The organism is Mesorhizobium qingshengii (assembly GCF_900103325.1).
GTDB classification, from domain to species: Bacteria; Pseudomonadota; Alphaproteobacteria; order Rhizobiales; family Rhizobiaceae; genus Mesorhizobium; species Mesorhizobium qingshengii.
On record NZ_FMXM01000007.1, the window covers coordinates 38807 to 53028 of the forward strand.

At 63.2% G+C, this 14222-nt stretch carries 13 protein-coding genes and 1 tRNA gene; 3 read left to right on the forward strand and 11 right to left on the reverse strand.

Translation table 11 applies throughout. The features are described from left to right. Positions 1–172 precede the first annotated feature (172 nt). Entirely contained in the window at positions 173–787 is a 615-nt protein-coding gene (locus BLS48_RS12925; protein WP_143019423.1) for a hypothetical protein, read from the reverse strand. 282 nt (positions 788–1069) lie between these two features. Between BLS48_RS12925 and BLS48_RS12930 the strand changes: the two genes are divergently transcribed. Next, the gene (locus tag BLS48_RS12930) at positions 1070–1354 is read left to right on the forward strand and encodes a helix-turn-helix domain-containing protein (RefSeq protein ID WP_091578146.1); all 285 of its coding nucleotides are present in this window, start codon (positions 1070–1072) and stop codon (positions 1352–1354) included. A gap of 183 nt (positions 1355–1537) precedes the next feature. Further along, the gene (locus BLS48_RS12935; protein ID WP_091578497.1) at positions 1538–1999 is read left to right on the forward strand and encodes a YbaK/EbsC family protein; all 462 of its coding nucleotides are present in this window, start codon (positions 1538–1540) and stop codon (positions 1997–1999) included. A 112-nt stretch (positions 2000–2111) separates the two neighbouring features. On the opposite strand, the gene BLS48_RS12940 is transcribed toward BLS48_RS12935, so the two are convergent. The 5 genes from BLS48_RS12940 to BLS48_RS12960 all read right to left on the reverse strand — a co-directional run bounded on the left by BLS48_RS12940 (position 2112) and on the right by BLS48_RS12960 (position 6849). Continuing rightward, positions 2112–2188, reverse strand: a tRNA-Pro gene (locus tag BLS48_RS12940). A gap of 54 nt (positions 2189–2242) precedes the next feature. Continuing rightward, a complete protein-coding gene (locus tag BLS48_RS12945) occupies positions 2243–3514 on the reverse strand; it encodes an O-antigen ligase family protein (RefSeq protein WP_091578148.1) in 1272 nt (423 codons plus the stop codon). Then, a complete protein-coding gene (locus BLS48_RS12950; protein WP_091578149.1) occupies positions 3511–5046 on the reverse strand; it encodes an undecaprenyl-phosphate glucose phosphotransferase in 1536 nt (511 codons plus the stop codon). Before BLS48_RS12950 ends, BLS48_RS12945 begins: the two co-directional genes overlap by 4 nt. Positions 5047–5143: 97 nt before the next feature. Beyond that, positions 5144–6274, reverse strand: coding sequence for a glycosyltransferase (locus BLS48_RS12955; protein WP_091578151.1), 1131 nt, complete (start codon positions 6272–6274; stop codon positions 5144–5146). An 11-nt stretch (positions 6275–6285) separates the two neighbouring features. Further along, complete coding sequence (locus BLS48_RS12960) at positions 6286–6849, reverse strand: polysaccharide biosynthesis/export family protein (protein WP_013532220.1); 564 nt, start codon at positions 6847–6849, stop codon at positions 6286–6288. A gap of 258 nt (positions 6850–7107) precedes the next feature. On the opposite strand from BLS48_RS12960, the gene BLS48_RS12965 reads away from it, so the two are divergent. Beyond that, positions 7108–9357 (forward strand): GumC family protein, encoded by a 2250-nt coding sequence (locus BLS48_RS12965; RefSeq protein WP_091578153.1) that lies wholly within the window; start codon positions 7108–7110, stop codon positions 9355–9357. Between the two features lie 43 nt (positions 9358–9400). Here BLS48_RS12965 and BLS48_RS12970 read toward each other — a convergent pair whose 3' ends face one another. The 5 genes from BLS48_RS12970 to BLS48_RS12990 form a co-directional block, all read right to left on the reverse strand. Next, entirely contained in the window at positions 9401–10237 is an 837-nt protein-coding gene (locus tag BLS48_RS12970) for a GNAT family N-acetyltransferase (protein WP_091578498.1), read from the reverse strand. A 5-nt stretch (positions 10238–10242) separates the two neighbouring features. Then, complete coding sequence (locus tag BLS48_RS12975; protein WP_208604617.1) at positions 10243–10989, reverse strand: aspartate/glutamate racemase family protein; 747 nt, start codon at positions 10987–10989, stop codon at positions 10243–10245. Positions 10990–10991: 2 nt separating this feature from the next. Then, positions 10992–11810 carry an ABC transporter permease gene (locus tag BLS48_RS12980; protein ID WP_091578156.1) on the reverse strand — a complete coding sequence of 273 codons (819 nt, stop codon included), beginning with the start codon at positions 11808–11810 and terminating at the stop codon, positions 10992–10994. A 1-nt stretch (position 11811) separates the two neighbouring features. Next, the gene (locus BLS48_RS12985) at positions 11812–12723 is read right to left on the reverse strand and encodes an ABC transporter permease (protein ID WP_091578158.1); all 912 of its coding nucleotides are present in this window, start codon (positions 12721–12723) and stop codon (positions 11812–11814) included. 206 nt (positions 12724–12929) lie between these two features. After that, entirely contained in the window at positions 12930–14219 is a 1290-nt protein-coding gene (locus BLS48_RS12990) for an ABC transporter substrate-binding protein (protein WP_091578159.1), read from the reverse strand. Positions 14220–14222: the final 3 nt, after the last annotated feature.

Sequence of the window (14222 nt, forward strand, 5' to 3'; positions counted from 1 at the left end):
TATAAGTCGGGGCGACAGCCCGACCGCCGCGAATGGGATTACGCTCCTGAATTTTTTCGTCAGTATTTCCCGACTATAGATTTTTGTTTCTGGACTGTTTTTGACGAAACGGGCTTCCACCATCATCATCGACAAAGGCCGAAAGTCGCGACCTTGCCGCCGCCTGTTTCGCTTACATCGGCGGAACCACACCGTTGTTTCCGACCACGACGCGACCGGCGCTCAGTGTGCCGTCACCGTCACGCTGAGCGACAACGAAGACCGTCGCGCCTGGTTTGAGATCTGTCGGCGTGGCGGCTGCAAAGGTCACGACAGGCGTGTTGTCGGGTATGGAGATCTTCTTTGTCTGCCCATTGTCGTAGGTCAGTGTGACGGCTCGCCCGTTTATATCGGTTACATCGGCGACGGTGCCGTTGGTCATGCGGCTGTTTGGCTGCAGGTCCCAGGGACGGTCACCCTCGCCAGTGCCTTTCAAAGCAGCTGGAAAGACCACCACCTCCAGTGCGCCGCTGCCGCCATCCGCTTTCGAGACGGATGCGATGCCGAGGAAATCGCCCTGCTTGATGTCCTTCACGGATGCGTTGGCGACGCCCGAGATCTTCCACCCGGCATCGAGCTTGATCGCATTGGTGTCGCCCTGGCGGGTTTTCACGGTGAGCAGCGATGGCTCGAAACTGACCACCGTGCCGCGCACCCGCAGCGCGTCCGCCGCTTGAGCGCCGGCCGTACCGGCAACGGTGAGGCTGGAGACAGTGCCGAGCACGACCATGAATGTCTTGAAGTTCATTGCAGAAATCCTTCCGGGAAAGAGCTGGCTGGAACCGGATGGTTTTCACGCCAGCGCATTAGAACAACGAACAGGTGGGCCGAAACCACTGAGCAAAAAGGTCCCGAGCATTCAAAACAACTTGATCGCGGCGTGCGCGCGAGGCGGCCGCACTGGCGCCTGGTTCACGATACCGTGACGCTCCGATTGGCACTTGGCAAATCGCCGGCGAGCGGGCATCTTCTCGATCGTCTCAGGCAACATCGTCATTTTACCAAACTCTTTCAGCCCACGGAGTTGCCAATGCCCCACAATGCAAGAAGCGAAGCCCTCTCCGAGCCGCTAGCCAACGGGATCGGGCCAGATTACAGCACCCTCAAAGCGATCCGGGAGACCCTCGGATACAGCGTGGAAAAGTTGTCCCTGACATGTGGTCTGGCGGCCGACGAGATTGAGGATATTGAGAACGGCAGGGCGGCCGACCCGTCGAAGCTGCGTCGTATTGCGTCCGCGCTTCGACTTCCACAGGACGCTTTCATCGGTTCAGACGTGCGCACACCAGCCGCACAAGGTCGATCCCTGGCATAAATCAGCACCAGGCATGCCACAGAACCCGCCAGGTTATACCCTTGGCGGGTTTGTTGTTGGTGCAGCAGTGTTCCCGCCGCTGCAGCTTGCCGATTGATATATCGCCCGTGTTTGTACGCGCGGGCAGATTCACTGTTGCCCATCAAGTCCGCCGTCCAAGTGTTGAACCGTGGGTTTTTCGATATGAGCCTGGAATCCGTTCGTGCCTTCTTTGCCGCCCATGCGCCCGACATCGACGTCATCGTGACCGAGGCGAGTTCGGCGACAGTGGCGCTGGCGGCCGAGGCGCATAGCGTACTGCCGGCGCAGATCGCCAAGACGATCTGCCTTCGCGTTGGCGACCGCACCATGCTCGTCGTCACCAGCGGTATCGCCAGGCTGGACAACCGCAAGTTCAAGGACCAGTTCGGCGGCAAGCCTCGCATGCTGGATGCTGAGGAGGTTGTCGCCGCCACGAGCCATCCTGTCGGCGGTGTCTGCCCGTTCGGCCTGCCGGCGCCGCTGCCGGTCTACTGCGACGTGTCGCTACGCGAATTCGACGAGGTCGTGCCCGCCGCCGGCGCCACCAACGCCGCCGTGCGACTTGCACCGCAGCGCGTGGTTGACCTTACCGGCGCTGAGTGGGTGGATGTGTGCCAGGGTTAGACAAACGGGTCGGATTCGACCCGAGGCCTGAGCAACAAGGTAACAGGCACGATCCAAGATTTGGCTGAGCGTCTGGTGAGGCGGACCTTTGGGGGCAAGTCCTGCTTCGAAATGGTCGGAGTGGCCGGATTCGAACCGACGACCCCTTGACCCCCAGTCAAGTGCGCTACCGGGCTGCGCTACACTCCGGACCGGTCGCGATGTATCGTGATAACCCCGCTCGGGTCAACCGAAATTCGGCATTTATCGCGCGCGTGTGGATCCGGTCGCCGGCGAACCCGGCAATGCCGGCCGCAACAGCCGCTGATGCCGGTATTCCAGCGCGATTGCACCCCAGATCAGCCCGAGCAGCAGATAGACATGGCGCCAGTGATCGATGTCGATGAAGGTGCCGAGCCCGATATTGCCGATGAAGGCGACGTAGGCGCACAGGAGGTAGGGTTGCCACGGCCGGTCGCGCAGCAGGATGCGGAATCCGGCCGCTATCGTCCAGGCGACGAGCGTCAGGAACGACACGAAGCCAAGCCAGCCATAGTCCATCAGCATCTTCAGCCAGATGTCGTGGGTGTCTTCGCCGAAGATCGTGCCGAAGACCAGCGGGCCGATGCCGAACGGGTGCTCGAGCGCCATCTGGAAGCCGATCGCGTAGCGGGCGAAGCGGCCGAGACGGGCCGTGTCGTAGCTCTGTTCGAGATGGGCGCGGTTGGAAAACATCTCCGCCACGCCGGGCAACTGCAAGATGACGATCATGGCGATGACCAGAAGCGATAGCGCGGCGATCGTCATCACCACGACGCGCAGCCGGAACATGCCGCTGGCGCTCTGCAGGAACAGGCAGCCGGTGAGCAGGATGGCCGAGACGCCGAACATGCCCCAGGCGCCGCGCGAGAAGGAGAAGAAGATGCCGGCGGTGATGATCAGCAGCGGCACCGCCGCCAGCGGCATGCGCCGGATTGGCCCGGTCAGCAGCAGGTAGAGCAGATAGATGCCAGGCAGCACGAGGAATGGCCCGAAGACGTTCGGGTCCTGGAAGGCGCCGGCGGCACGGTCGTATTTGGTGAACATTTCCGCGCCCGGAAAGGCGTGGAAATAGCCGGCAATGCCGAGCAGCGAGGTGATCACCGCCGACACGACATAGGCGAAGAAGATCAGCCGGTAGAGGCTGGGTTGCACCGCCGTCACCGAGGCGAAGAACACGGCGGTGAAGGCGAGAAACAGCGAAACGGAGAGATAGAGCGGGGTGTTGGCGAGGTCCGACATTTGCGTCATGGCGATCATGCCGCCGATGTTCATCGTCACCAGCAGCACCAGCAGCGGCAGCGCCGCACGCGAAATCCTCAGGCCGAAGAGCGCCCAGATGGCGATCAGCCCGGCCATATAGAGTTCATAGGGCGCCGGTTCGCTGATGACGAAGCCGGACAGGAATATGCCGAGGAAAACCGCTGCTGATGAGATCAGCGCGATCAGCTTGGCGTTGACCGCGCCCAGTGGCAGCTCGTGGGAAATCGCGCTCAATAGGCGTTTTCCGTGTTCAGCAACCGGATCGGCGTCAGGAACAGAATTCGCAAGTCGAACAGCAGCGACCAGTTCTCGATGTAATAGAGGTCGTACTCCGTCCGCATGCGGATCTTCTCGTTGGTGTCCATCTCGCCGCGCCAGCCATTGATCTGCGCCCAGCCGGTGACGCCGGGCTTGACCTTGTGGCGCGCGAAATAGCCGTCGACCACTTCGTTGTAGAGGAGGTTGTGAGACTGCGCGGCGATGGCGTGCGGGCGCGGGCCGACAAGCGACAGCGAGCCCAGCAGCGAGTTGAAGAATTGCGGCAGCTCGTCGATCGAGGTCTTGCGGATGAAGCGGCCGACGCGGGTGACGCGCGGGTCGTTCCTGGTCACCGTCTGCTTGGCGGTCGGGTCCGACCGGTCCGTGTACATCGAGCGGAACTTGTAGACCTCGATGATCTCGTTGTTGAAGCCGTGCCGCTTCTGGTGAAACAGCACGGGTCCCTTGCTGTCGAGCTTGATGGCGATGGCTGTCGCCAGCATCACAGGAGAGAATACGACGATGCCGATGAGGCTGAAGACGATATCGAAGGCACGCTTGGCGACCGAATCCCAGTCGTTGATCGGCTTGTCGAAGATGTCGAGCATCGGCACCGAGCCGATGTAGGAATAGGCGCGCGGACGAAATTGCAGTGCGTTCGAATGTGCCGACAGGCGGATATCGACCGGCAGCACCCACAGCTTCTTCAACAGCTGCAGCACGCGCGACTCGGCCGTCAGCGGCAGCGACACGATCAGCATGTCGATGCGGGCGATGCGGGCGAACTCGATCAGTTCGGAAATGGTGCCGAGCTTGGGATAGCCGGCGACGATGGGCGGCGAGCGCTTGTCGCCGCGATCGTCGAAGATGCCGCAGATACGGATGTCGTTGTAGGGCTGCTTTTCAACGGAGCGGATCAGGACTTCCGCCGCCTTGCCGCCGCCGACGATGACGGCGCGCCGCTCCATGCGGCCGTCGCGCGCCCAGCGCCGGATCAGCTTCGACATCACCAGCCTGAGGCCGAAGATGAGGACGAAACCGACGACGAACCAGGTGCCGAACAGCAGGCGTGAATAGTCTTCCGACATCTTCATGGCGAAGGCAGTCAACGCCATCAGGGCGAAGGTGCCGGCCCAGACCAGCAGGACGCGGCCAAAATTGGCGATCGGCCGCATCAGGGCAACAACCTGGTAGCAGTCGGTGACGTCGAGCAGCACCACGGCAAGGAAGGACGTGGCGGCAATCGCCAGCGGGTACTGCCAGGAGAGATAGTTGAAGAACCCGACGTAATAGAAATAGGAGCAGAGCCCGGACAGGAACAGCAGCCCGAATTCGACCATGCGCAGGACGCCGCTGACCATGATCGGCGACATCGTATCGCGCCTGTACTGCGACGCGACCTGGCGGGCGACGTCGTTCATGCCGCCGGGCGTATCGCCGTCGGTCGGGGCGTCGAATTTACGCACCGCCTCTGCTGAAAAGCGGCGCGCGGGGTCGATCTCGTTCATGGGGCTTTTCCGCAAGCTTCCCTGCGGTGAATAGCAAAAGAGAGCTAAGAAACCCTTGAAACAACAGGTGGCTTTGGAATGGCTTGGGGTTTGCGGCCTACTTGTTGAGCGCGGCGAAATAGGCCTTCTCGATCTCGGCGGCCATCACATCGGCGCCGAAGCGCGCCTTGAGGCTGGCCTCATCGGGCATCAGATTGCGATAGGCGGCGGGGTCGGCCAGCGCCTGGCTCATCTTGGCCGCAAGCTCGTTCGGGTCGGGCCGGATCAGGGCAGGGGAGAGCGCACCGAAAATCTCCGGTATGCCGCCGACGGCCGTGGCGATCATCGGTTTTCCCGCGGCAAGCGCCTCGAGGACGATATAGGGCATGGCTTCGGCGCGCGACGGAACGACCACGAGCGCCGCCAGCGCGAAGGCTTCCCTGGCAGGCATCGGCGGCAGGAAGCGGACATTGCCGTCGAGCCCGAGGCGCTTCACTTGCCCATGGTAACGCGGCAGGTCGTCACCGTCGCCAACCATGACCGCGGTAAGCGCGCGGCCGAGTTGGGGGCCGGCGGCGGCCAGTGCATCGATGAAGATGTCGGGTCCCTTCAGGTCGCGCATCATGCCGATATAGAGCAGGTCGGCTCCGTCGGGCCCGGTGAGCACCGGCTCGAACTCAGCGGCGCGCAGGCCGTTGTAGACCAAGGTGTTCGGGATCGGCGGTTCACCGACCTTGCGGCGATAGGTTCGCCTTTCGTAGTCGGAAACAAACAGCAGGCAGTCGGTGAAGCGGGCCATGAAGCGCTCGAGCGCGAAGAACAGCTTTCCGGTGGTCGTGTTCTCGTCATAGTGGAGGGAGCCACCATGCGGCGAATAAAGGCGGGCTACGCGAGACCTTGATACCCGCAACAATGAGCCGAACAGACGGGCATAGGCGCCACCCTTGGCGCCGTGCCCGTGCAGCACGTCCGGCCGCAATTCCTTGATGATCCTGTAGGTGCGCCAGGCCGACGTCGCGTCGCCCGGGCCGACATGGCGTTGCATCGGCGTGCGATGGATACCGAGCGCCAGCATATCGTTCATCTGCTCGAACAGGCGTTCCTCGAATTCTCCACCCGTCGTCGAATCGCAGACGATGCCGACCGAATGCCCGGCGGCGACCTGCGCCTCGGTCAGGTCGCGCACATGTCGGAAAATTCCTCCGACGGGTGAGCGAAAACAATGGACGATCCTGAGTTTGTCCGCCACGTGGTGGTTCGTCAGAAGAGACGTTCGCGAACGTAGACGGTATCTCCGGGCAGCAGCGGGTCGGAAGTGACCACGCGGCCGGTCATCACCTTGCCGTTGATGTCGCGGGTGATGTCGACGCTTTCCTGGTTGGCGCGCGGTGTGAAGCCGCCGGCAATGGCGATCGCCTTCTGCACCGTCAGGCCGGGGACGTAGGAATATTGACCGGCAGCGCCCACTTCGCCCATGACGAAGATCGGCCGGTAGCGGTCGATCTCGACCGAGACGTCGGGATCGCGCAGATAGCCTTGTCGCAACTTGTCGGCGATTTCCTTTTCCATCTGCTGTGCGGTGTGGCCGCGAGCCGGTATGGCGCCGACAAGCGGGAAGGAGAGATAGCCGGATTGGTCGACACTGTAGGTATTGGTCAGCCCGTCCTGCTCGAACACGGTGACGCGGACGCGGTCGCCGGCGCCGAGGCGGTAGGGTTGATCGAGCACCTCATGGAAGGCCGCCGGCGTCGGCCGGTAGCTGGAGCAGCCGGCAAGCATCGATACGGCGAGCAGCGCGCGAAAGAGGGAAGCAGTGCTTTTCATGACCGGACACGTACCTTCGACTGGTCGCTGCAGCGTCGCAGCAAGCTCGGGATCGGGTTTCGTTATCATCCTGTTAGGGTTAATGGCCGGTAAAGGAGGCGGCGGATACGGCGGGCGCCGGCAAGAGTTTTTTGCGGTCTTTGGCGGTTTTGTTTGTTGCTCTCCAGTAAACCCTAACGGAAGCTTACCGTGATCTTAACGGCTGAGTTACCATAGTTGTTTACGGTGCATCCTGACCCAGTACCGGAGTAGGGATGCATGTCCGTTCAGTCCGCGGCCGCAGATGTCGATGTCGATCTCAGGCAGCTCTTCGCCAGCCTGGCGAGGAACTGGCTGCGCATCCTCGTCGTCACGCTGGTGGTGACCGGCGCGGCTTTCGCGTTCGCCTCTATGGCAACCCGGCACTACAAGGCCCAGGCACAAGTTGAGATCATTCCGCGTGAATCGGTCTACACGCGGCCGGCCGGCAACAACGACACCGACAAGCCAATCCTCGATGAGTCGGGCATTGCCACCCAGGTCCAGATAATTTCCTCCAACGACATCCTCAAGCAGGTGGCGCAGAAGCTCGATCTGGCAAAACTGCCCGAATTCGACGAAGCAGCCGGCATGTCATCGTTGAGTCGCCTGCTGGTTCTGGTCGGGTTGAAAAGCGACCCGATGGACGTACCGGTCGACGAGCGCGTACTGAAGAAGATGCGTGAGAAGCTCAACGTCTATGGCGTCGAAAAAACCCGCATTGTCGCCATCGAGTTTTCTTCGCAGGATCCGACGCTTGCAGCGGCGATCCCTGACGCCATCGCCGCTGCCTATATCGCTGGGCAAGGGACAGCCAAGCTCGAATCCAATGCCGCGGCCGCTGATTTTCTGGCGCCGGAGATCGCCGACCTGCAGCAGCAGGTCAAGGCCGCCGAGGCCAAGGTCGCGACCTACCGCGCCCAGTCTGATCTTCTGATGGGCGGCAACAACTCGGTGCTGGCCACGCAGCAGCTTGCGGAGCTGTCGAGCGAACTGTCGAAAGTGCGTGGCAATCGTGCCTCGGCGGAAGCGACCGCGGACAACGTGCGCAAGGTGCTGCGGAATGGCGGTTCGCTGGATACCGTGCCGGAAGTCCTGGCATCGGACCTGATCCAGCGTCTGCGTGAACGACAGGTCGAATTGCGCTCCAACATCGCCGATCTTTCCACGACTCTGCTCGGCAATCATCCGCGCATTCGCGCGCTGAAATCACAACTGGCCGATCTCGATGCACAGATCCGCGGTGAAGCCGAGAAGATCATAAAGGGCCTGATGGCGCAGGCCGATACGGCCAAGGCGCGCGAGAGCCAGCTTGTCGCTGATGTCAATACGCTGAAGGCGGCTTCGGCGCGCGCCGGTGAACAGCAGGTCGATCTCGACGCACTGCAGCGCGACGCTGCAGCCAAGCGCCAGCAACTCGAGCTTTATCTGACCAATTACCGTGAAGCGGCTTCGCGCCAGGATCGCAAGTATCTGCCCGTCGACGCCCGGATCTCCTCAAAGGCCTCGGTGCCGTCCGAGCCCTATTTCCCGAAGGTCCTGCCGATCGTCAGCGCCGCTTTCGTCGCATCGCTGCTGATCATGGCCATTGTGACGCTTCTGCAGGAGTTGTTTTCAGGCCGCGCGATGCGACCGGCGGCGGGTGCCCGTTTCGAGCCGATCGATGAGGTCGCGATGCCGGTTGTCCGCCAGGAACCTGCCGCCCTCCAGGAGATGGGGGAATATCCGGCTGAAGCGGTGGTGGAGCCCGACAAGGGCCCGATGCCCTATACAACTGCAATGCCCGAGACCGTCGCGCCCGATACGGCCGAGGTCCCTGGCATGGTTGCGGTTCCCGAGGCGGTGCCAGCCGAGCGCATGGCTGCCGAGGCCGAACCGGCACGTTCCAGCCTGGGTGAGATCGACATCGAAAAGGCGGCGGAGAAACTGATCGCAAGCGGGGCCGCGCGCGCCATATTCGTCTCGCCGGAGGGTGATGAGGCAGCCGCATCGGCGGTCCTGGTGGCGCGCGAGGTCTCGGACGCCGGCCTGCGCGTCTTGTTGCTGGACCTGACCGCGTCGGGGGCTGCCTCGCGGCCGATGCTGGACAGCGGTCTTTTCCCCGGCATCACCAATCTGCTCGCTTCGGAAGCGCAGTTCAGCGACGTCATCCACGCCGATCTCTACTCGGACTGCCACGTCATTCCCGTCGGCACCGCCGATCCGGTCCGCGCCATGCGCGCCGCCGATCGGCTGCCGATCATCATGCAGTCGCTGACCACCGCCTATGACCTGGTCGTTGTCGAATGCGGACCGGCCGATGCGCAAGGCATCGGCCGTCTGGCCGGCGATGCCACCGAGGTCTTTCTCTCGATGCTGGAACCGGACGACGAGGTGGCACAGGCCGCCGTCAAGCTGATCGAAAACGGCTATCCCGACCTGACACTGGTGACGCCGCTCGGCCACGAGCCGCCGGGCAATCCGGTGCCAGGACGACGCTCCGCCGCGTAAAGGAGCGTGGATCGCCCGCGGAAGCCTGTTCAGAAGTCCAGTTCTATCCCAGTTCCAGGGTCGTCACGCCGAATATCCGGTGCTGGCCGAGCTTCGGGGGCGGACCCTTGTACATGCGCATGGTGGTGAAGGTCGGTGAAAACCCTGCCGCATCGAGCGCGGCGATGAAGTCCGCCCTGGCGGCCGGAACGTCGATGTGCAGGTCGTCGCCCTCGCACGCACCCGCCAGCCCCTCCAGCAGGTGCAGCGCGACCCCGATGTCGTCGGCAAACAACGGGCCGATCTTGAAGCCATTGCGGCACGAGCGCGCCACGGCATAGCCCGTCGTTCCAAGAGATGTGATCACCGCCAGCGCATGGTGGGGCGGCTGCAGCCAACGCTGCAGGAAGGCGCGCCGGGGGGCGGGAAAGCAATGGGCATCATAGGCGATGATGTCGGGCACGAGTTCGGTCCTCACCGTCCTGAGTCCGTCGGCCTTGACCGGCGGGCCCGCCATGCGGCCGCTGTAGCGGATGGTCTCATAGGCCTGGCTGAAGCCCTTGCGCCGGTAATTGGCCTGCTGCTCGGCCACGCCGTCGAGGCCGACGGTGCGACCGGCAAGTCTCTTCATGCCTGCGTTCCAGACCGCTTTGCCGAAGCCTTTGCCGCGCTTGTCCGGCCGGCAGATGTAGAGGCCGATGAAGCCGAATTCGCGGCCATAGGCCACCGCCGAGATCGCCGCGACCATTTCGTTGCCGACGAAGGCGCCTATGAAGCCTTCGGGGTCCGCGGCCTGGAACATCGCCGCGTCTTCGAGACCAGGGTTCCAGCCCTCCGCCGCTGCCCAGTCGACGAGGACCGTCAGCTCCTGCAGCGACAGCGTGCGGATGGTTGGCTTCATTGCGCTCACTCCGCTGCGACTGCTCCGGGTGAGAAGGATTTCAGCACACCACGATAGGGCTTGGCCAGCGGGCTCGCATAGGCGCCGCGCTTCGATGTCGACAGGCCGAGTGCGATCAGCGCCTCGGCCTGCTTCAGCGCCGCGCCGACACCGTCGATGACCGGCAGTTCGAATTCCGCCTGCAGCCGGTGCGCGAGATCGGCCATGCCGGCGCAGCCAAGCACGATGGCTTCGGCGCGGTCCTCGTCGATGGCCCGGGCGATTTCGTCGCGCAGCTTCCCGACCGCGCCCGATGCCGGATCGTCAAGCGCAAGCACCGGAATGTCGGCGGCGCGCACGCGCGCCCGTCCCGCCATGCCGTAGCGCTGCACCAGCGCCTCGACCGGCACGCGCGAGCGGTCGGTGGTGGTGACGACGCTGAAGCGCTGGGCGATGAAGGACGCCATGCTGAGGGCCGCCTCGCAGATTCCAATGACGGGAATCGCGGCCATGGCGCGCGCCGCATCGAGGCCAGTATCGTCGAAGCAGGCGATGATGGCCGCCTGCGCGCCGCGCCGCTCACCGGCGGCGATTTCCATCAGCAGGCCAGGCACGGCGAGCGCCTCGTCATAATAGCCTTCGATCGAGGCCGGCCCCATCGATGAGGTCACGGCGACGACCTCGGTCCAGGCGCCGGCAGCCGCGCGCGCCGCCGCCGCGATGGTCTCGGTCATGCTGGCCGTCGTGTTGGGGTTCACCACCAGTATCCGCACGATCAAGCTCTCGCCCGGCGGCGGCCGACATAGAGGATGGCGCCCAGCGTCGCCAGGATCACCAGGAAGGAAAACACGGTCGTCACCGTGCCCAGCGCATAGAGCACCGGCGTCGTCACATTGGTCGTCATGCCGTAGATTTCCAGCGGCAGCGTGTTGAAGGTGCCCGACGTCATCAGCGTGCGGGCGAATTCATCGTAGGACAAGGTGAAGCCGAACAGGCCGACGCCGATCAGGCTCGGCGCGATCATCGGCAGCACGACATGGACGAAGGTCTGCCAGGAGGTGGCGCCCAGATCGCGCGCGGCTTCCTCATAGGCAGGCGAGAAGCGGTTGAAGACGGCGAACATGATCAGCACGCCGAAGGGCAGCGTCCAGGTCAGATGCGCGCCCAAGGCCGATGTGTACCAGGCCGGGCGAAAGCCGATCTGCTGGAAGACGACGCCGATGCCGAGCGAAATGATGATCGAAGGGACGACGAGGCTGGCGACCGCCAGGTAGAACAGGGCTGTGGCGCCGCGGAATTTCCGGCGGAAGGCAAGACCCGCGAGCAGCGACACCACGACGGTGACGATCATCACCATGACGCCCAGCACCAGCGAGCGCCTGAAGCTGCCGCCGAAATCGCCGACCGCCTGGCGTTCGAACAGATTGGCGAACCAGTGCAGCGAGACGCCATTGAGCGGAAACGTCAGCCCGCCCTCGGGCCCCTGGAAGGACAGGATCAGGATCGCCGACAGCGGGCCATAGAGGAACAGCACGAAGAGCGTGAAGAACACTGCCAGAACGTAGAATTCGAAGGTGCGCTTTTCGTGGCTCATGTCACAGTTCTTTCCTGATATCGACGATGCGCAGAATGCCGGCGACCATCAAAAGCACCAGCACCAGGAGCACGACAGCGTTGGCGGCGGCCGCCGGATATTGCAGCAGCGACATCTGGTTCTTCATCATCAGCGCCACCGATGCGCTCTGCCCGCCCGACATCACCTGCACGGTGGAGAAATCGGCCATCACCAGGGTGACGACGAAGATGGTGCCGATCGCCATGCCTGGCTTGGCCAGCGGAATGATGACGTTCCACAGCACTTGCCAGCCCGAAGCGCCGGCGTCGTGGGCGGCCTCGACCAGCGAGCGGTCGATGCGCATCAGCGTGTTGAAGATCGGCGTCACCATGAACAGCGTGTAGAGATGCACCATGGCCAGCACTACGGCGAATTCGGAATAGAGCAGCCATTCGATGGGCTTGGGCACAATGCCCAGATGCACCAGCGTCGTGTTGATCAGCCCATTGCGGCCGAGCACCGGGATCCACGAGATCATGCGGATGATGTTGGAAGTCAGGAACGGCACGGTGCAGACCAGGAACAGCACCATCTGCATTGCCGTGGTGCGGATGTGGAAGGCGAGGAAATAGGCGACCCAGAAGCCGATGAACAAGGTCAGCGCCCAGACGATGGCCGCGAATTTGATGGTGTTGAGATAGGTCTTCCAGGTGACCCAGGAGCCTAGCACGTCGGAATAGTTGGTGGTCAGGAAATCCGGGTACATGGCGGCGAAGTCGTAGTCCCAGAAAGAGACGACGACGATCATGATGATCGGCAATAGCAGGAACGCACCGAGGATCAGCGCCAGCGGTGCCGATTGCAGATAGGGCGTGACGGCGCCGAGCGAGAAGCGGCGGCGCCTGGCGGGTTTCGCGGCGGCGATTGCGGGACGTTCGAGCGCGACTGTCATCAATTTTCCCGGTGCAGGTTCGCGGTACGGGCGGAGCGGCCTTTCCTTCTCCCCTTGTGGGAGAAGGTGGCCGAGCGAAGCTCGGTCGGATGAGGGGTGTTCCATCTTGACAATGACGGCACTCCGTCCAACACCCCTCATCCGTCTTGGCGCTGCGCGCCAATCCGCCCTCTCCCACAAGGGGAGAAGGCGGCGACGCCGGCTCTTTACGCCGCGATGAACTCGTTCCAGCGCTTCACCATGTAGCGGTCCTCGTCCATGACGGAGTTCCAGCAGGCGACATGGCCCATGCGCTCCTCGAACGAGCCGCCGTCGCGCAGGGCGCCGGCCTTTTCCATGACGGTGCCGTCGGGCGCCTTGATGTCGCCCTTGGCCGGCTTGCCTTCGATCCAGTAGCCCCACTCGTCCTCGGTCATGAACTTCTTGGCCGAGACCATGTTGGCTGAGTAGTAGCCCTGACGGTTGAGATAACCGCCGACCCAGCCAGACGTATACCAGTTGATATATTCATAGGCCGCGTCGAGCTGGGCGCCCGAGAGATGCGCTGCCAGCCCAAGGCCGCCGCCCCATGAGCGGTAGCCTTCCTTGAGCGGCTGGAAGCGGCAGGCGATACCCTTGGAACGTACGGCGGCGACAGCCGGCGACCACATCGACTGGATGACCACTTCGCCCGACGCCATCAGGTTGACGCTCTCGTCGAAGGATTTCCAGAAGGCGCGGAACTGGCCGCCCTGCTTGGCCTTGATCAGGAAGTCGATGGTCTTGTCGATCTCCTCCTTGGTCATGTTGCCCTTGTCGGCATATTTGATGTTGCCCATGGCTTCCATGATCATGGCGGCGTCCATGATGCCGATGGACGGGATGTTGAGGATCGCGGTCTTGCCCTTGAACGCCGGGTCCATGATGTCGGCCCAGGTGGTGATGTCGCGGCCGACGAGATCGGGGCGGATGCCCAGCGTGTCGGCGTTGTAGATGGTCGGCACCATCGTGAACCAGTTGGTCGGCGTCTTGGCGAACACCTTGCTGTCCTGCGCCTCGACGAAGCCGACCGTATGCGGCGCGGTGCCCTGGGCAATCACGCTGTCGGGCGTCAGCTTGCCGGTTTTGAACAGCGGCACCAACTCGTCGTAATATTTCAGCTTGCTGACATCCATCGGCTGCAGCACGCCGGTGGGGAACACCTTCTTGCAGATCCAGTATTCGATGTCGGCGATGTCATAGCTGTCGGGTTGGGTCACGGCGCGCTGGGCGGCGGCGTCGGAATCGGTCGCCGTCATCTCTAGCGTGATGCCGAGGTCGGCCTTGCACTTGTCGGCGATGGCATTGAGGTTCGACACGCCGGTGCCGAACTGGCGCAGCGTGATGTTGGATTGCGCCCAGATGGTCGGGAAGCCGGTGATGGCGCCGGAGCCGGCGGCGAGGCCGACGGCGGCCGCACCTGTCTTGAGCAGCGAGCGGCGCGATAGGCCCGTCTTGGCTTGCGTGGTGTTTGTCATGTC

Bases quoted from the DNA above. Each gene is read 5' to 3' on its own strand.
- BLS48_RS12960 (WP_013532220.1), bottom strand. From the start codon at position 6,849: ATGAAAAGCACTGCTTCCCTCTTTCGCGCGCTGCTCGCCGTATCGATG.
- BLS48_RS12990 (WP_091578159.1), bottom strand. From the start codon at position 14,219: ATGACAAACACCACGCAAGCCAAGACGGGCCTATCGCGCCGCTCGCTG.
- BLS48_RS12950 (WP_091578149.1), bottom strand. From the start codon at position 5,046: ATGAACGAGATCGACCCCGCGCGCCGCTTTTCAGCAGAGGCGGTGCGT.
- BLS48_RS12965 (WP_091578153.1), top strand. From the start codon at position 7,108: ATGTCCGTTCAGTCCGCGGCCGCAGATGTCGATGTCGATCTCAGGCAG.
- BLS48_RS12935 (WP_091578497.1), top strand. From the start codon at position 1,538: ATGAGCCTGGAATCCGTTCGTGCCTTCTTTGCCGCCCATGCGCCCGAC.
- BLS48_RS12925 (WP_143019423.1), bottom strand. From the start codon at position 787: ATGAACTTCAAGACATTCATGGTCGTGCTCGGCACTGTCTCCAGCCTC.
- BLS48_RS12985 (WP_091578158.1), bottom strand. From the start codon at position 12,723: ATGACAGTCGCGCTCGAACGTCCCGCAATCGCCGCCGCGAAACCCGCC.
- BLS48_RS12970 (WP_091578498.1), bottom strand. From the start codon at position 10,237: ATGAAGCCAACCATCCGCACGCTGTCGCTGCAGGAGCTGACGGTCCTC.
- BLS48_RS12930 (WP_091578146.1), top strand. From the start codon at position 1,070: ATGCCCCACAATGCAAGAAGCGAAGCCCTCTCCGAGCCGCTAGCCAAC.
- BLS48_RS12980 (WP_091578156.1), bottom strand. From the start codon at position 11,810: ATGAGCCACGAAAAGCGCACCTTCGAATTCTACGTTCTGGCAGTGTTC.